This is a genomic window from Amycolatopsis sp. NPDC050768, from assembly GCF_040654155.1.
GTDB lineage: Bacteria > Actinomycetota > Actinomycetes > Mycobacteriales > Pseudonocardiaceae > Amycolatopsis.
Window position 1 is genome coordinate 113,420 of record NZ_JBFAHL010000024.1, and the last position, 17,170, is coordinate 130,589.

General features: G+C 71.3%; 16 protein-coding genes. 8 read left to right on the forward strand and 8 right to left on the reverse strand.

The annotated features are described in order from the left end of the window. Positions 1 to 61: 61 nt before the first annotated feature. Positions 62 to 1,156, reverse strand: a complete 1,095-nt coding sequence (locus AB0H62_RS44825) for a ferredoxin reductase (RefSeq protein WP_360592314.1) — start codon at positions 1,154 to 1,156, stop codon at positions 62 to 64. A 128-nt stretch (positions 1,157 to 1,284) separates the two neighbouring features. On the opposite strand from AB0H62_RS44825, the gene AB0H62_RS44830 reads away from it, so the two are divergent. Both AB0H62_RS44830 and AB0H62_RS44835 read left to right on the forward strand, forming a co-directional pair. After that, a complete protein-coding gene (locus tag AB0H62_RS44830; RefSeq protein WP_255637657.1) occupies positions 1,285 to 1,938 on the forward strand; it encodes a TetR family transcriptional regulator in 654 nt (217 codons plus the stop codon). Between the two features lie 93 nt (positions 1,939 to 2,031). Next, positions 2,032 to 2,760, forward strand: a complete 729-nt coding sequence (locus AB0H62_RS44835; protein WP_360592315.1) for a lipoate--protein ligase family protein — start codon at positions 2,032 to 2,034, stop codon at positions 2,758 to 2,760. 3 nt (positions 2,761 to 2,763) lie between these two features. Here AB0H62_RS44835 and AB0H62_RS44840 read toward each other — a convergent pair whose 3' ends face one another. Beyond that, the gene (locus tag AB0H62_RS44840) at positions 2,764 to 3,225 is read right to left on the reverse strand and encodes a histone-like nucleoid-structuring protein Lsr2 (protein WP_360592316.1); all 462 of its coding nucleotides are present in this window, start codon (positions 3,223 to 3,225) and stop codon (positions 2,764 to 2,766) included. A 137-nt stretch (positions 3,226 to 3,362) separates the two neighbouring features. Here AB0H62_RS44840 and AB0H62_RS44845 point away from each other — a divergent pair, with 137 nt between their 5' ends. Beyond that, positions 3,363 to 4,772: an NAD(P)/FAD-dependent oxidoreductase gene (locus AB0H62_RS44845; protein WP_360592317.1), complete on the forward strand. Its 1,410-nt coding sequence runs from the start codon at positions 3,363 to 3,365 to the stop codon at positions 4,770 to 4,772. A 63-nt stretch (positions 4,773 to 4,835) separates the two neighbouring features. On the opposite strand, the gene AB0H62_RS44850 is transcribed toward AB0H62_RS44845, so the two are convergent. Beyond that, positions 4,836 to 7,151 carry a hypothetical protein gene (locus AB0H62_RS44850; protein WP_360592318.1) on the reverse strand — a complete coding sequence of 772 codons (2,316 nt, stop codon included), beginning with the start codon at positions 7,149 to 7,151 and terminating at the stop codon, positions 4,836 to 4,838. A gap of 279 nt (positions 7,152 to 7,430) precedes the next feature. On the opposite strand from AB0H62_RS44850, the gene AB0H62_RS44855 reads away from it, so the two are divergent. Continuing rightward, positions 7,431 to 7,934: a DUF3145 domain-containing protein gene (locus AB0H62_RS44855; RefSeq protein WP_220237879.1), complete on the forward strand. Its 504-nt coding sequence runs from the start codon at positions 7,431 to 7,433 to the stop codon at positions 7,932 to 7,934. Between the two features lie 31 nt (positions 7,935 to 7,965). After that, the gene (locus tag AB0H62_RS44860) at positions 7,966 to 8,559 is read left to right on the forward strand and encodes a hypothetical protein (protein WP_220237880.1); all 594 of its coding nucleotides are present in this window, start codon (positions 7,966 to 7,968) and stop codon (positions 8,557 to 8,559) included. Positions 8,560 to 8,634: 75 nt separating this feature from the next. On the opposite strand, the gene AB0H62_RS44865 is transcribed toward AB0H62_RS44860, so the two are convergent. From AB0H62_RS44865 to AB0H62_RS44885, 5 genes are all read right to left on the reverse strand, one after another. Next, positions 8,635 to 9,885 carry a beta-ketoacyl-[acyl-carrier-protein] synthase family protein gene (locus tag AB0H62_RS44865; RefSeq protein ID WP_220237881.1) on the reverse strand — a complete coding sequence of 417 codons (1,251 nt, stop codon included), beginning with the start codon at positions 9,883 to 9,885 and terminating at the stop codon, positions 8,635 to 8,637. 64 nt (positions 9,886 to 9,949) lie between these two features. Beyond that, complete coding sequence (locus AB0H62_RS44870) at positions 9,950 to 10,195, reverse strand: acyl carrier protein (RefSeq protein WP_220237882.1); 246 nt, start codon at positions 10,193 to 10,195, stop codon at positions 9,950 to 9,952. Between the two features lie 71 nt (positions 10,196 to 10,266). After that, a complete protein-coding gene (locus AB0H62_RS44875; protein WP_220237883.1) occupies positions 10,267 to 11,250 on the reverse strand; it encodes a beta-ketoacyl-ACP synthase III in 984 nt (327 codons plus the stop codon). Then, positions 11,247 to 12,170 (reverse strand): ACP S-malonyltransferase, encoded by a 924-nt coding sequence (locus tag AB0H62_RS44880; RefSeq protein WP_266118348.1) that lies wholly within the window; start codon positions 12,168 to 12,170, stop codon positions 11,247 to 11,249. The genes AB0H62_RS44875 and AB0H62_RS44880 overlap by 4 nt, the downstream gene beginning before the upstream one ends. 220 nt (positions 12,171 to 12,390) lie before the next feature. After that, entirely contained in the window at positions 12,391 to 13,602 is a 1,212-nt protein-coding gene (locus AB0H62_RS44885; protein WP_220237884.1) for a helix-turn-helix domain-containing protein, read from the reverse strand. Positions 13,603 to 13,762: 160 nt separating this feature from the next. Here AB0H62_RS44885 and AB0H62_RS44890 point away from each other — a divergent pair, with 160 nt between their 5' ends. The 3 genes from AB0H62_RS44890 (at position 13,763) to AB0H62_RS44900 (ending at position 17,160) form a co-directional block, all read left to right on the forward strand. Further along, positions 13,763 to 14,686, forward strand: a complete 924-nt coding sequence (locus AB0H62_RS44890) for an ATP-binding cassette domain-containing protein (protein ID WP_220237885.1) — start codon at positions 13,763 to 13,765, stop codon at positions 14,684 to 14,686. Further along, a complete protein-coding gene (locus tag AB0H62_RS44895) occupies positions 14,683 to 15,897 on the forward strand; it encodes an ABC transporter permease (RefSeq protein ID WP_255637658.1) in 1,215 nt (404 codons plus the stop codon). Before AB0H62_RS44890 ends, AB0H62_RS44895 begins: the two co-directional genes overlap by 4 nt. 375 nt (positions 15,898 to 16,272) lie before the next feature. Beyond that, the gene (locus AB0H62_RS44900) at positions 16,273 to 17,160 is read left to right on the forward strand and encodes a hypothetical protein (protein ID WP_360592319.1); all 888 of its coding nucleotides are present in this window, start codon (positions 16,273 to 16,275) and stop codon (positions 17,158 to 17,160) included. Positions 17,161 to 17,170: the final 10 nt, after the last annotated feature.

Here is a 17,170-nt window from a genome sequence, read left to right on the forward strand (position 1 = left end):
GGCGCACCCGCACCCGGTCGGCGTCGCGATCGGGCGGGGCACGATGTGCTCACGACGCCTCTCAGGCGTTGATCTCGACGTCCCCGACCGGGACGCTGATGCAGAGCTGGATCTCTTCGTCCTCTTCGCCGGAGACCTCGCCGGTGCGGGCGTTGCGCACGCGCCCGGCGGTCTTCACCTGGGTGCAGGAGAAGCAGATGCCCATGCGGCACCCGTGCTCCGGCGACAGGCCCGCGTCCTCGGCCTGCTCCAGCAGCGGCTTGCCCGAGTTGGCGCATTCGCGGCCGCTGCGGGCGAAGCGCACGGTGCCCTCGGCGGTCTGGTTGGTCTCAGCGTCGAACGTCAGCGGCGGCGCCGTGAACTCTTCGGTGTGCAGTCGTTCACCGAGTCCTTCGGCCTCGAACAGTTCGCGGGCCGAGTCCATGAGCGGTTTCGGACCGCAGAGGAAGGTCTCGGCGTCGCGGAACCACGGCGCGGCGTGGGCGAGGTGCTGCTTCGAGAAGAACCCGCGCAGGTCGCCGCCCCGGCCGTGGGTGTGCGCGTGGACCACCCGGAACCCGGGGTGGCGCTCGGCGAGCCCGGCCAGCTCGGTGCGGTAGAGCACGTCGTCCGCGGTGTTGGAGTAGTGCAGGAACACGACCTCGCCGCGGTGCCCCTCGGCGACGAGCCGGCGTGCCATCGCGAGGACCGGCGTGATGCCGCTGCCGCCGCTGACCAGCACGATCCGCTCAGGTCGCGGCGAGGGCAGGGTGAACTCGCCGTCCGCGGCGGACAGCCCGAAGACCGTGCCGACGCGGGTGCTGGCGTGCAGGTGGCGCGACACCAGGCCCTGCGGGTCGGCCTTCACGGTGAACTCGAGGTCGCCGCCACCCGGCCCGCAGGGCGAGTAGCAACGGGTGCGCCGGACGCCGTCGATCTCCACGGTCAGGCGCACGTACTGCCCGGCCTCGAAGCCCCGCCACGCGCGGCTCGGCCGCACGGTGAACGTGACCGTGTCCGGGGTCTGGCGCCGGATGTCGACGACGCGGCCGCGGATCTCGCGGCGGACCAGCATCGGGTCGAGCAGTTCCAGGTAGCGGTCTGCACCGTGCGGGGTGAGCAGGGCCTCGGCGAGCGAGGCGAGCCCGCGCAGGCGCTGCGGGAGCAGTGCGGTCATCACGCCCTCCGGATTTGAGTGCACATCTGTACACTCACTAGTGTGGGGGCACGGCCCGGGTGGCTGTCAACGCGGGAGCGAGGTGATGTGACGTGGACCATGCCGAAGGCGTCAGTACGCTGCTGGGGGTGTCCGCTGGGTCGGAATTCGAGGTGCCGGCGTCGGTGAGCCGGCAGGAGCGCAAGCAGCGCACCCGCCAGGCGCTGCTCGACGCGGCACTGGAGCTGCTGGCCGATCGCGGGTTCGGCAGCCTGTCGCTGCGCGAGGTCACCAAGCGCGCGGGCATCGTGCCCACCGCGTTCTACCGGCACTTCACCTCGATGGACGAGCTTGGCGTCGCCCTGGTCGAGGAGACCACGCGCACGCTGCGCGGCATGATCCGCTCCGCGCGCGCCGAGCCCGTGAGCCACCGCGGCATGATCGACGCGTCCGTGCGCACGCTGTTCGAACACGTGCGAGCGCACGAGGACCATTTCCGCTTCGTCACGCGCGAGCGCTACGCCGGCACCGGCACGGTCGCGCGCGCCATCGGCGTGGAGCTGCGGCTGTTCTCCAGCGACCTGGCCATCGACCTCGCCCGCTTCGACCACCTGCGCGAGTGGCCCACCGAAGACCTCCATGCGCTGGCCGACCTCATCGTCACGGCCATGCTCGCCACGGTCGTCGACCTGCTCGACGTCCGCCACGGCGACCGCGAAGCCGACGAACGCACGTTGGAGCTGGCCCGCAAGCGCCTGCGGATGATCCTCGTGGGCGTGCCCCACTGGCGCCCGTCCGCCTAGCCGCGGGCCGGCGCCGGAGAGCTACGATTTCGTTGACCAGCCTGTTCTTCGGGGACGCCGGATCTTCGGCGGGCGAGGTCGTGGAGGAGCGCTGTGGACACCGGGTCGGACGTGCGTGCGGAGTTCAGCGACCCGGCCGGGAACCTGGCGTTCGACGAGGCGCTGCTGCGGGAAGGCCCGGCCGCGCCGGTGCTGTGGCTGTGGCGCAACCCGGTGAGCGTGGTCGTCGGCCGCGGTCAGAAGGTGGCGCGCGAGGTGCGCGTGGCCGAGTGCGAGCGCGACGGCGTGCCGGTGCTGCGCCGGGCCAGCGGTGGTGGGACGGTGTTCCACGATCCGGGCAACCTCAACGTCACGCTCGTGCTGCCCGGCCCGGCCGACCGGCCGCTGGAGATGCTCGGGCTGGTGATGTCGGCGGCCGTCGAGAAGCTCGGCCTGCCGCCGCGCCTCGGTGGGCGCGGCCTGTTCATCGGCGACGCGAAGCTGTGCGGGTTCGCGGTGTTCCGCACCAAGAACGGGCTGCTGGCCCACTCGACACTGCTGATCGACACCGACGCCGCGCGCGTCGGTGCCTACCTCACCGGGCCGCCGCCGGACCCGAAGCCGCTCGACTCGCACCGCAGCAAGGTCGCCTCGCTGGCCGACCACGGCGTGCGCCCGCCGGAAGGCGAGGTGGAGTCCGTGGTGCGTGCCGCGTCCGCGGGGCTGCTCGGCCCGCTCGTGCCGCGACCGCCGACGGACGCGGAGCTCGAGCGGCAGCGTGTGCTGCTGGACACGCGCTACCACTACGACGGCTGGCACACCGACGGCAAACAGCGCCGGTGAGCGCTACTCGCCGGCGGAGAACGTGACGGCGGGGATCTTCTTCACCGGGCGTCGGACGTCCTTGGCCGGCTTCGGCTCAGTGGTCTTCACCACGGCTTTCGGTTCCGCGGCAGGGTTTTTCACCGGCTGCTTGGCCCGCGTGGTCTTCGGCGCCGGTTCGGCCAGCTCGACCGGGCGGGCCGTCGTCTTCGCCGCTGCCGCGATGCGCTTGGCGGGCTTGGCCTTCGCCGGAACTTCCTGTGGTTCCACGGCTTTCGCCCCCGCCACCAGGCGCGGCCGCTGCTTGCGGCCACCCGTGCGACGGCCGTTCGTCACGTAGGGGTCGAAAATTTCGCGCAGTGCCGCGGCGTTGCGGACGGAGAGGTCGATCTCGTAGTCGAGTCCGTCGAGGCCGAAGCCCACCGTCTCGGCGGCGGGTTCGCCGGTGAGGTCGTCCAACACGTGGACGGCGGTGTTCTTGGCCATGCGAAAGCCTCCGTGCTCGATCGTGGTCGTGCGTGCAATCGGCACGGCGACGACCCGGTGTCGCCGATTTCTTGCAGCTCGCGGAAGACAATAACGGCTGGCTTGCGTGAAGCCGCGCGGTGGTGTGCGCTGAACCCATGTCAGGACAGACTTTCGACGTCGTGGTGATCGGGGCCGGCCCGGTCGGTGAAGTCGCCGCGGAACGCGCCGCCATGGGCGGGTTCAAGGTGGCGCTCATCGAGCACGAGTTGTTCGGCGGTGAGTGCTCGTACTGGGCGTGTGTCCCCAGCAAGGCGTTGCTGCGCCCGGGGAACCTGCTCGCCGCGGCCAAACGCATGCCGGGGGTGGTGGTCGGCGACGCGCTCGACCCGGCGCAGGTGCTCGCCCGCCGGGACTCGTTCATCGGCCGCGGTGACCCGCAAGGTCAGGACCACGGCCAGGTGGACTGGGCGCGAGGGGTGGGCGTCGAGCCGATCCGCGGCCACGGGCGGATTTCCGGTGAACGGGAGGTGACGCTGTCCGACGGGCAGGTGCTCACCGCGCGCCACGGCGTGATCGTCTGCACCGGCAGCGTGCCGCGTTACCCGCCGATCCCCGGCCTCGACACGATCAAGCCCTGGGGCTCGCGCGACGCGACGGCGTCGTCGGCCGTGCCCGCGCGGCTCGGCGTGCTGGGCGGTGGCGTCGTCGGCGTGGAGATGGCGCAGGCGTGGGCGCGCCTGGGCGCGCAGGTGCACCTGATCATCACGGGCAAGCGCCCACTGCCGCGGCTGCCGGAGTTCGCGGGCGACCTGGTGCTCGCGGGCCTGCGCGCCGACGGCGTGATCGTGCACACCGGCTCGGGCATCGACGAGGTGTCCGCTGTGGACGGCGGCGGCGCGTGGCTCAAGCTCACCGGCGGCGAAGACCTGGTGGTCGACGAGCTGCTGGTGGCCACCGGCCGCGTACCGGCGACCGGCAACGTCGGGCTCGACGTCCTCGGCCTGCCCACGGAGGGCCCGCTCGAGGTCGACGAGAGCGGCCGCGTGTCCGCCGTGGACGGTGGCTGGCTCTACGCCGCGGGCGACGTGACCGGCCGCGCGCTGCTGACCCACCAGGGCAAGTACGGCGCCCGCGTGGCCGGTGACAGCATCGCCGCGCGCGGCCGCGGTGAGGACATCTCCACCGCGCCGTGGAGCCGCTACAGCGCGACCGCCGACCACCACGCAGTGCCGCAGGTCATCTTCACCGACCCGGAGGTGGCGTCCGTCGGTCTCACCGAGGCCCGCGAGGGCTCGGCCGACCGCGTCGTCGACATCGACATCGCGGTCGCCGGCTCGGCGCTGTTCGCCGACGGCTACACCGGCAAGGCCCGTATGGTCGTCGACACCGACCGCGGCGTGGTCCTGGGCGTCACCTTCGCCGGCCAGGACGTCGCCGAAATGCTGCACTCCGCCACGATCGCCGTCGTGGGCGAAGTCCCCCTCGACCGCCTGTGGCACGCGGTCCCCTCGTTCCCCACGATCAGCGAGGTCTGGCTGCGGCTGCTGGAGGCTTACGGCCTGTAGGCAGGGCTCTGGAAGGTGGCGGGTCCCCGGCTGTTGCCGGGGACCCGCTGTTTTTCAAGGCGGTCAGGCGGGCATGGCGAGTGCGAGGGCGCGCTGGGCCGCGCGGGTGAGGCCGGGGTCGTCCGGAGTGGACGGACCGGACTGCCACACGACCTGCACCAGCCGCACGCCGGTGCCGTCGAGTTTGCTGGCGTAGGCGGCGCTGTCGAACTGCGGGGGCGGGGCCGGCCACTTGCCGGTCTCGGTGGCGACGTCGAGGATGCCGCCGCCGCCCGGGGTGTCGGCGACCTGCTTGAAGTGCGTGGCCTGGGCGGCGTCGGGGAACTGGACCACGGCCATGGTCACCGCGGCGGCGCGCCCATCGACCAGGGCGGTGTAGCTGGCGCGGCTGACGGCGGAGCAGCTCGTCTGCTGCAGACTGGCCTGCACGTCGCCGAACGCGTGCGACGCGCAGCGCTGGTCCGAACTGCTCGCCCGCGGCTCGAACGACAGGCTCGGCGACGCGCTGCCGGCCGGCGCACTGCTCACGGCCGCGGGCGGCGGCACCGGCCGCGCGCTCGAGCTCGGTGCGGGAGCGGCCTCGCCGCCCCCACCGCTGCCGGTCGCCGCCACGACGATCGCCGTGACCAACAGGATCGCCAGCAACCCGATCGCGGCCACCGGCACCCACCGCACGGTCCGCGACTGCTCCTTCTCCCGCGGCGGCGCACCGCCACCCGCGGGAACCTCCACCGACCCGGAGGCCGACGGCGCCGACGACACAGCCCTCGGCGGGCTCGCCGCGTTCGTCGCGGTCGCTGCGGCACCCTGCCGGGCCGCCGGTGCCGGCGGTGTGCCACCCGGTCCGGCGCCGACCACGGCGGGCTTGCCACCCGCGACGGCGTTGGTGCCGGCCACGGCGGGCTTGCCGCCGGCAGCGACGGGAGGCTGTCCAGCCGGAGCCTTGCCACCAGCGGAGACAGAAGACCTGCCTCCAGCCGGAGCGACAGGCGGGTTTCCACCGAGAGGGACGGGCGGCTTGCCGCCGGGCGCACCAGTCGGCCTGCCGTTGCCATTCCCCGGCGGGACCGGCCTCGGCGCAGGCACCGCTCGCTGCCCGGCCGGCCGCTGCCCGCTCTGCTTCGGCCCATCCTGCCTCGGCGACGTCATCTTCTCCGTCACCGCCGACTCCAGCGAACCGCCCCGGCCACCGCCCGAAGTGGACGGACCGTTCGGCACCGCACCGGGGAAACTCGGCGGGGCAGTCGACTCGGTCGGCCCGTCGGCGAGGGGAATCGCCTGCTCAGGCGCGGTGGCCGACTCCCCGGTGGCCGGCGAAGCAGCCGTACCGGGGAAGGTCGGTGCGGCGGTGGACTCCGTCGGGGCGTCGGCGAGGTGGATCGCCGCGTCCTGGTCGGTGCCGGTGGTTTCCTCGGTGGCCGGGGGAACGGCCGCCGAGGAAGACTCCGTGGGGAAAGGCGAAGCGGCCGAAGTGGACGAACCCGGTGCCGCCGTCGACTCGGTGGGTGCGGTGGCGAGGTGACCCGCCTGTTCCGGAACCGCGGCCGGGGAAGTGACCGAAGTGGACGCACCCGGGAAAGCCGGCGCCTCGGCCGGGACGCCGGCCAGGGACGGCGCGGCGACGTGCGGCACCGGCCGGGTGGTCGGGATGACCGGCGGTGGCGGCGGCACCGACGTGATGCGCGTGCGCTGCGCGGGCTTCGACACACCGGAAGCAGAAACAGGAGCGGCAGCCGGAACAGGAGCAGGCACAGGAACCGGCGGATCATCCGTGTACCGGACGAACCCCTCACCCAGCAGCACCTCGTCCGACATCCCTGGCGCATCCGGCGCCAGCGCGGTGATCAACGCCCGCGCCTGGTCCAGCGACCGCGGACTCCGCGCCGTGGCCAGCGACACCGTCGCGGCCAGCATCGTCGTCGGCGTCGGGTGCAGCACGCGTACCGGCCCGGAGAGGTCCGCGGGTGGCTGATCGACCGTCTCGACATACGGACCGACCGCCACGATCGTGCCCACCGGGCCGGAACCCGGCGCCAGCTCGGCGATGCGGCGTTCGCACTCGGCCGAGAGGTCCAGGGCTTCCGTGGCGGGGTTGACGGCGTCGTCACCGTGGACCAGCGGCCAGCCGTCGGCCTTCCACGGGCCGCCGAGCGGCGCTTCGAGGCGCAGCGCCGGGTCGGGGAGGTCGACGCCGATCACGATGAGCACGCCCTTCGGCAGCACCACCACGGCTTCGACGGCGCGCTCGCCGCCGGCCGGGCGGGCGCCGATCAGGGCCACGCCACCGATCACGGTGCTGCCGCGGCCGAGGGAGGCCAGCGCTGCCCGCACATCCTCGGCGACGCGCGACGGCTGCTGCCCGAGGCGGACCAGTCGCACCGAAACCCTCCTCACCTCGTCCGTTTCGCGGCCCACGCTAGCGTGCCTGCCCCGCAGATCCCTGCTACACGCGGACGCGTCGGCGAGCCTCCCTCCTCAAGGGGGATTCCGGTGCGACTTGTGGTGTTCGTGTGGCCAAACGGCACGGTTGGGGTGCAGAATGTGCTACACAGATCGGGAAGTGGCACATCGGGGAGGGGCACGGAAGCCCACAAGCCGAAGCGAAGCTCGAGAGGTCGTAGGGGAAGACGTCCCTCGTCGAGCAAGCGGAGGTCAGCAGTGAGCACCCGTGGCAACACCCGAGGTGTGGTGTACGTCCACTCGTCGCCGTCTGCGGTGTGTCCGCACGTCGAGTGGGCAATTTCGGGCACCCTCGGGGCCCGAGTCGAGCTGAAGTGGACGGCGCAGCCCGCCAGTCCCGGGCAGCTGCGTGCCGAGTGCGGCTGGCGCGCGCCTTCCGGTACCGCGGGCAAACTGGCCTCGGCGCTCAAGGCGTGGCCGATGCTGCGCTTCGAGGTCACCGAGGAACCCAGCGCCGGCGTCGACGGCGAACGGTTCTGTTTCGCGCCCGGACTGGGCCTGTGGCACGGCCGTACCAGCGCCAACGGCGACATCGTGGTGGGCGAGGACCAGCTGCGTTCCCTCGTGAGCATGACTCGTGGCGGTGAGTCGCTCGCGCACAAGCTGGACGAGCTGCTCGCGGCGAGCTGGGACGAGGCACTCGAGCCCTACCGCCACGCAGGCGACGGCGCTCCCGTCACGTGGCTGCACCAGGTCGGGTGACACCCGCGGGCGGGTGGGTACCCTCTCGGGGGTGACCGCCCGTCCGCCCGCACCCGCCCGCCAGCGGTGGCTGGTACCCGTCATCGTCGTGGTGTTGTCGATCACCGTCGGCGGTGGCCTGCTCGCGCGCGAGCTGTACCGCCGCCCGGTCGTCGACACCGCCGACCCCATCGCCCTCACGACGCCGACGTCGGTGGACAAGGACGACCTACCCGGTCCCGGTGACGTCAAGGTCACCGAGGACGCCGCCCGGCACCCGAACGGCAAGGCCGTGCAAGCCGTGCTGCAGGACTACTTCGACGGCATCAACAACCACGACTACGACCAATGGGCACGCTCGGTCAGCAAAGCCCGGATCTTGGACAACCCCCGCACGATGTGGACGAGCGACTACAAGTCCACGAAGGACGGCAGCATCCTGCTGTACCGCATCGAACCCGGAGCAGGCTCGTCGCTGCGGGTGCTCGTGGGCTTCACCAGCACGCAGTCGTCCAACGAGGCACCGGAAGCGCTCAAGGAGGGCTGCATCCACTGGCGCCTGGTGCTGCCGATGATCCTCGAAGGCGGCGGGTACAAGATCGACACCGTCACCCCCGGGACCTTGCCCGAACAGGAGAAGTGCTGACTCTGCCCGGCCCGGACAACGAATCAGGGCCCCTCCCGCGACGGGAGGGGCCCTGATTCGTTGCGGTGGAACCGATCAGGCGGCCGGCGTGAACAGCAGGGCGGTGTTGTGGCCGCCGAAGCCGAACGAGTTGCTGAGCGCCGCGGTGAGCTCGACCTTGCGGTTCTCGCCCGACACGATGTCGAGCTGCACCTTCGGGTCGAGGTCGGTGAGGTTCAGCGTGGCGGGCACCACGCCTTCGTAGAGCGCGAGGATCGTGGCGATGCCCTCGACCGCGCCGGCACCGCCGACGAGGTGGCCGAGCGCGCCCTTCGGAGCGGTGACCACGGCGTGGTCGCCCACGGCCTTGAGGATCGCCGCCGCCTCGCCGATGTCACCGACCACAGTGGACGTCGCGTGCGCGTTGACGTGACCGATGTCCGCCGGGGACAGGCCGGCCATGCTCATGGCCGCCCGCATCGCCGCGATCTGCCCGATGCCTTCCGGGTGGTTGCCCGTGATGTGGTAGGCGTCGGACGTGATGCCGTAGCCGGCGAGCTTCGCGTAGATCCGCGCGCCGCGCTCCCTGGCGAGGTCGGCCCGCTCCAGCACGACCACCCCGGCGCCTTCGCCGAGCACGAAGCCGTCGCGGCTGGAGTCGAACGGCCGGGACGCGGCCGCCGGGTCGTCGTTGCGGGTCGACACCGTGCGCGCCTGGGCGAAGCCCGCGAGGGTGATCGGGTGGATGCACGCCTCGGTCCCGCCGGCGACCACGACGTCGGCCCTGCCGGACCGGATCATCTCGTAGCCGGTGGCGATGCCCTCGGCGCCGGAGGCGCACGCCGAAGCGGGGGAGTGGACCCCCGCCCGCGCCTTGAGGTCGATGCTCACGTGCGCCGCCGGCCCGTTGGGCATCAGCATCGGCACGGTGAGCGGCGACACCTTGCGGAGCCCCTGCTGGTGCAACAGGTCGTTCTGGCTCAGCAGCGTCATCGGGCCACCGACACCGGTGCCGATCGACACGCCGAGGCGTTCCGGCTCGACGTCGGTGTGCTCGTCGGTCTGCTCGGCGAACCCAGCGTCGGCCCAGGCCTGGCGGGCGGCGATGATCGCCACCTGCTCGCACCGGTCCAGCCGGCGGGCCTGGACCCGCGGCAGGACCTCGGACGGATCGACGGCCAGCGTCGCCCCGATCTTCACGGGCAGGCCGAGTTCTTCGACCCAGTCCGCGGTCAGCGGGCGGATGCCGCTGCGGCCGGACAGCAGGCCGTCCCAGGTGGACGCGACGTCCCCGCCGAGGGGCGTGGTCGCCCCCATACCGGTGATCACGACGTCGATGTTGCTCATGGGAGTCTCCCCAAGGTCTCGGCTCCGGACCGGGGAGCATCCCCGGCCCGGGTACGAAGAGGACTTACTTCGAGTTGGCGGACACGTAGTTCATCGCGTCGCCGACGGTCTTCAGGTTGGCGAGCTCGTCGTCCGGGATCTTGACGCCGAACTTGTCCTCGGCCTGCACGGCGATCTCGACCATCGACAGCGAGTCGATGTCCAGGTCGTCCACGAACGACTTCTCGGCGGTGACGTCGTCCTGAGCCACACCGGCCACCTCTTCGACGATCTCGGCGAGGCCGGCGAGGATCTCAGCGTTGTCAGCCATTGGAGTTGTTCCCTTCTCGGTTCTTCTACAGGTCCACCTCGCGGACACGGCGTCCGCGAGGGAAGTATCCATCAGGGGCAGACGAAGGCCTGTCCGGCATACGAGAGCCCGGCGCCGAAACCGATCGCCAGCACGATGTCGCCCGGCTTCGCGGTGCCTGCCTTGCGCATGTGGTCCAGCGCCAACGGGACCGACGCCGACGAAGTGTTGCCGGAATACTTGATGTCGTCGGCCACGATCATGTCCTCCCGCGCGCCCGCGGCGCGCAGCTTCTTCGCGATCGACTCGACGATGCGCAGGTTGGCCTGGTGCGGGATCAGCACGTCCACATCGGACGGTTGCAGGCCCGCGGCCTCGAGCGCCCGCAGGGCGATCGGCGCGATCTGCGTGGTCGCCCAGCGGAAGACCGACTGGCCCTCCTGGTAGATCCACTTCTCGTCGCGCATGTAGATCAGGTCCACGAGGTCGCCCGCGCTGCCCCACACGACCGGGCCGATGCCCGGCTCGTCGGAGCCGCCGACCACCGCGGCGCCCGCGCCGTCGGCGAAGATGATCGCGTTGGCGCGGTCGGTCGGGTCCACCACGTCGGTGAGCTTCTCGGCGCCGATCACGAGCACCTTCTTCGCGGAGCCGGCGCGGATCAGGTCCGAGGCCACGCCGAGGCCGTAGCAGAAGCCGGCGCACGCGGCGTTGAGGTCGAAGGCGCCGGGGCTCGGGATGCCGAGCCGGGCGGCGACCTGGCCGGCCGCGTTCGGAATGGGCGAGGGCATCGTGCAGTTCGGCAGGATGACCGTGTCCACTTCGGACGGATCGACGCCCGCGTCTTCCAGTGCGGCGGTGCCGGCGGCGACGGCGAAGTCGACGAGCAGCTCGTCCTTGTTCCCGAAGCGACGCTCGATGATGCCCACGCGCTCGCGGATCCATTTGTCGTTGGTGTCCATGAGCTCCGAGAGGTCGTCGTTGGTCACGACCCTCTCCGGCTGGTGGCTGCCGACGCCGAGGATGCGGGTGCTGGCAGGGCCCGTGCTCTGGCGCAGGCTGGGACGGTCGGTCACAGGGCGTCCTCCTCGCGCAGCTTCGCCAGCTCGGCCGGCGTCTTCAGCGCGGTGGTTGTGGTGACGACACCCTTGAGCTGCCGCTTGACCAGGCCGGTCAGCGTGCCCGCGGGCGCCAGTTCGACAGTGCTGCTCACGCCGAGCGACACGAGGCCGTCCATCGTGAGGTCCCAGCGCACGGGCCGGGTGACCTGCGCGAGGAGCCGCTCCAGGTACTCGGTGCCGCTGGTGACCACGGTGCCGTCGGCGTTCGACAGCAGCGGGCGCGTGGGGTCGGCCGGGGTGAGGCCGGCGGCGTGCTCGCGAAGGGCGTCTTCCGCCGGCGCCATGTACGGCGTGTGGAAGGCTCCCGCGACCTTGAGCGCACGGATCTTCGTGCCCTCCAGGGGTTCGGCGACGATCCGCTCGATGGCGTCGGCCGCGCCCGAGGCGACGATCTGGCCGGCGCCGTTGCGGTTGGCCGCGGCCAGCCCGCGCTCTTCGAGCCACGCGACGACCTGCTCGGGGTCACCGAGCATCACGGCCGCCATCGACGTCGGCTCCAGCGCGCAGGCCTTGGCCATCTCGGCGCCGCGCACCGCGGCCAGCGCCACGGCGTCGGCCGGGGTCAGCACCCCGGCGATCGCGGCGGCGGCGAGCTCGCCCACGGAGTGGCCGGCCACCGGCGCGTCGTCGGCCACCGGCGCCACCTGCTGCAGGCGCTCGAACGAGAGCAGCGAGAGCGCGACGATCAGCGGTTGCGCGACCGCGGTGTCCTGGATCTCCTCGGCGTCGCCTTCCGTGCCGAGGCGGACGAGGTCGAGCCCGGCGCGGGCGGACCACTCCTCGACGCGCGCGCGGGCGCCGTCGGTCTCGAGCCACGGGGAGAGCATGCCGGGGGCCTGTGAGCCCTGGCCGGGTGAGAGGACTGCTGCTGTCACGCCGTCTATGACACCACGCTGGGTCGCGTCCCTCGGATGCGGCCGGTCACCAAGTCCACGGGGCGTTATTGGAGGAAACCTCCAAAGACCCGGGATAGAACCTTGCCCTTAACCCAGATGCCTTGTGGGATTCAACCATCGCTTGCCGTGAAGTCTGTCACGGGACCGGTGCCGCGCGCGGGCACGTCACGCCGAGTCGTCATCCGGGCCGCCGCAAGAGTCACCAGAGGCCGCGGGCGCGGGCCAGCCTGCCGACGGTGAGCGCGGCCCGGAGCACGAACGCGTCGCGCGGCTCGGTGGGGTTGCGGCCGGTGAGCTCGGCCGCTTTGCGCAGCCGGTACCGCACGGTGTTGGGGTGCACGAACAACGTCTGCGCGCAGCGTTCGAGCACGCCACCGCTCTCGAGGTAGGTCTCCACGGTGCGCTGCAGCGCGGTGCCCGCCTCCTCCAGTGGCCGCGCCACGAGATCCACCAGCAGGCGCTCGGCCTCGGGATCACCCGACAGCGCGCGCTCGGGCAGCAGGTCGTCGGAGCGGACGGGCCGTGGCGCGCCCGGCCAGCCCACCACCGCGCGCAGGCCCGAAAGCGCTTCGGCCGCGCTGTGGTGCGCCTCGGCGAGCGACGGCACGGTCGGGCCGGCGACCACGGGACCGTCGGCGAACACCGCGGACATCCGCGAAAGCGTTTCGCGTTCCTTCACGCCGCCTTCGGTCGGGCCGCCGATCACGATCACCAGCCGTGAGCCCTGCACCGACAGCAGCACTGGCCGGCCGACGCGCGCGGCGCGGCTGCGGACCTCGAACACCACCGTCGGCGGGTCCTCCGAAGGCGGGTTGCCCACGATCACGGTCGCGGCCGACGCGGGGTCCCAGCCGAGCGCGGCCGCGCGTGAGAGCACCGCCTCCTCGGCGTCGCCGCGCACGATTCCGTCGACGACCAGCGCTTCCAGCCGCGCGTCCCACGCGCCGCGCGCCTCGGCCGCCGCCGCGTAGGAGTTGGCCGCGGCGAACGCGATCTCCCTGCCGTAGCGCAGGATTCCCTCGATCAGGGCCGCGCGTTCGGCCTCGTTCGCGGCGAACTCCGGCAGCTGTTCCTCGAACTGCTCGATCGCGAGCCGCACCATGCTCACGGCCTGGCGCAGGCTGATGTAGCGCGACAGCTCGGCGGGCGCGTCGCGGAACGCCTCGGTGGTGAGCTTGAGCGCTTCCTTCGAGTCGCGCAGCCAGTCGACGAACCCCGCCGCGCCCGCCTGCGTGATCAGCAGCACGCTGGCGCGCTGGTCGGCGGGCAGCCGCCCGAACCACACCAGCCGTCGTTCCATCACAGCGACGCTCGCGCTCGCGAGCCGTCCTGAGGCGTGGTCGAGCGAGCGCAGCGTCTTCGCTGACAGCCCGTGGTGCTTGGGGACCCGGCGCCCCGTCGTCTCTGCCATTCGTTTCGATCCTCCGCTGGAATCCTAGTTGGACATTCGATCGGCAACTTTCGGTGGCGGACACGCAACCGGGGGCGCTAGGCACCGTCCGGCGGGAACTCTACGATCCGTAACCGGTGATGTACGTCACCGAAATCCGACAACAAGGGGGAAAGGGCCGATGCCAGAGCCCGGACTGGAGATCGATGCGATCTCCAAACGCTACGGCACTGTCGTGGCACTGGAGAAGATGACTTTCGACGTGCGGCCGGGCGAGCTGTTCGGCTTCGTCGGCAGCAACGGCGCGGGCAAGACCACCACGATGCGCATCGCGCTCGGGGTGCTCAGCGCGGACGCGGGCGAAGTCCGCTTCGCGGGTTCGCCCATCACTCACGAAACCCGGCGGCACATCGGGTACATGCCGGAAGAGCGTGGTTTGTATCCGAAGATGAAGGTGGGCGAGCAGCTGACGTACCTCGCGCGGCTGCACGGCATGTCGGCGGCCGACGCGAAGGCGTCGACCGAGCGCTGGACCGAACGGCTCGGCGTGGCTTCGCGCCGCGGCGACGAGGTGGAGAAGCTCAGCCTCGGCAACCAGCAGCGCGTGCAACTCGCGGCCGCGCTGGTGCACGAACCGCGCATCCTCGTGCTGGACGAACCGTTCTCGGGCCTGGACCCGGTCGCGGTCGACGTGATGAGCAAGGTGCTCAAGGAGAAGGCGGCCGACGGCGTGCCCGTCGTGTTCTCCAGCCACCAGCTGGATCTGGTGGAGCGCCTCTGCGACCGCATCGGGATCGTCCGGAGTGGACGGATGGAGGCGATGGGCACCGTCTCGCAGCTGCGGGCCGGCGGCGCCGTGCGGCTGCTCGTCGACGCGCCGCAGGCGGCCGACGGCTGGGCCGCGAACCTGCCCGGCGTAACGGTGCTGGGCCGCGACGGTTCGGTGACCGAGCTCGAGCTCGTCGACGGTGCCGACGACCAGGTCGTGCTGCGCGCGGCGCTGGCGACCGGGCCGGTGCGCGAGTTCGCGCGGAAGCTCCCGTCGCTGACCGATCTGTTCCGTTCCGTCGTCACCGAGCACCATCACGAGGAGGTTGCGGCATGAGCACGCCCGACGTCCGCATGAGCCCGCTGTCCGGGGTCGGCCTGGTCGCCTCGCGCGAGATCAGCACGCGGCTGAAGTCCAAGGCCTACCGGATCAGCACGCTCGTGCTGCTCATCCTCATCGTCGCCGGGGTCGTGGTGCTGAAGCTCGTGGGCGGCAGCAGCGGTCCCGACGAGACCGTCGGCTACGTGCCGGCCGCGGCACCGCTGTCGGCGCCGCTGACGGCGATCGGGAAGTCGGTGGGGCAGGACATCGCCACGCAGCGCGTCGCCGACGAGCAGGCCGGCCTCGCGAAGCTGAAGGACGGCTCGATCGACGCGTTGCTGGTCCAGGGCGCGGACCGGGTGCACGTGCAGGTCGAGAAGGACCTCGACGGCAACCTCAAGAACGTGCTCACCGTGCTCGCGGGCCGCGTCGCGCAGAACTCGGAGATCATCGCGCAGCACGGTGATCCGGCGAAGGTGGACGCCGCCGTCGCGAGCGCGAGCATCGACGAGCTGCCGCCGCTGGAGAAACCGTACGACTACGACAGCCAGCAGCTCGTGCTCGGCATCATCGCGGGCATCCTCATCTACATGTCACTCCTGCTCAACGGCCAGACCGTGGCGCAGGGTGTGGTCGAGGAGAAGACGTCGCGCGTGGTCGAGCTGCTGCTGTCCACCATCAAGCCGTGGCAGCTGATGGCGGGCAAGGTGCTCGGCATCGGCACGGTCGGGTTGATCCAGATGCTCGCGATCGGGGTCGTCGGCATTGCCGCGGGCCTGGGGACGGGGGTGCTCACCATCTCGGTGTCCGCGGCCATCGGCACCGTCGTCTGGCTGGTGGTGTGGTACCTGCTCGGGTTCTTCATGTATTCGATCGTGTTCGCGGCGCTCGGCGCGCTCGTGTCGCGGCAGGAGGACGTGAGCGGCGCCGTGTCGCCGGCGCTGATGCTGGTGATCGTCGGGTACGTGGTGGGCATCTCCGTGCTGCCCTCGGACCCGTCGAACGAATTCGCCGAGGTGCTTTCGGTGATCCCGGTGTTCGCGCCGACGCTGATGCCGATGCGGCTCGCCATGGGCGGGGTGCCCGTGTGGGAAGCCGTGGTGTCGGTGGGACTCGTGGTGCTGCTGATTCCGCTTTTGATCTGGCTGGCCGCGCGGATCTACCGCAACGCCGTGATGCGCACCGGTGCGAAGGTCAAACTGCGCGACGCGCTGCGCGCGGCCTGAGTGTCCGTTCGGTGAACGTGCGTCGTCGCCCTGTGAAACCCGAAGGCCGCTGAAACCTCGAAGGGTGCTGAAAGCCCTGAAGGGTCCGGCGAAACCTGAAGCGTATTCGCAGGGCGACGACGCGAACACCCGCTGAATACGCCCGGTGGTAATACCCGCAAATGCTCGAGGCCGCCCGGCGCTTGCGGTTTACGCTGCGCCGGACGGCCTCGTCTCCCCGGTCCCCACCGGTAGTACAAGTATGGCCGCGATTGATCTTCTCGCGCCAGTCGTCTCACTCGATCGTGGTGCAACGCACTCCCGCTGGCTGGGTACCTGATCATCGACCCGCTGCAACAGCCCGCAGCCGGGAATCCATGACGAAGGGAGCCCAGTGTGGGTGAGCAACTCAAGGACGGACTCGGACAGGCCTGGAATCTGGTGGCCACGTTCGTCCCGAAACTCGTCGGGTTTCTGATCATCCTGCTGATCGGCTGGCTGATCGCGAAAGCGGTGTCCAAAGCACTGTCACTGGTGCTCGGAAAACTCGGATTCTCCCGGCTCGTCGAGAAGACGGGCCTGACCGGAATGATGAAGCAGGCGAATGTCGACGCCACCGGCATCCTCGTGAAACTGGTCTACTACTTCATTCTGCTGATCGCGCTCCAGCTGGCGTTCGGCGTGTTCGGTGAGTCGAATCCGGTCAGCCAGCTGCTCAACGACATCATCGCGTTCCTGCCGCGGATCGTGGTGGCGCTGGTGCTGATCGTGGTGGCCGCCGCCATCGCGAAGGTCGTGCGCGACGTCGTGAACTCGGCGATGTCCACGCGGCCGGCGGGCCGGCTGCTCGGCACCGTCGCCTACTGGCTGATCATGGCGTTCGGCATCATCGCCGCGCTGGGCCAGGTCAACATCGCCACCGCCATCACGGGCCCGGTGCTCATCACGGTGCTGGCGACCATCGGCGGCGTGATCGTGGTCGGCTTCGGCGGCGGCCTCATCAAGCCCGCCCAGGACCGCTGGGGTGGCTGGCTCGCCAACCTGCAGGGCCAGCTGAGCCCGGGCGACGGAGGTGGTCAGCGGCAGGTCGGTGGCCGGCTGCAGGCCCAGACCACTCAGCCGCAGGCCCAGACCACCCAGACCCAGGCCCAGACCACGCAGGCCCAGACCACGCAGGCCCAGACCACGCAGACCCGCACCCAGCCCGTTCAGCCGGGAAACGGCCACCCGGCCGCGAACGACACCCCGACCCCGCCGGTCGGGTTCAACCGCGTCGATCGCTGATCCCGGCGCG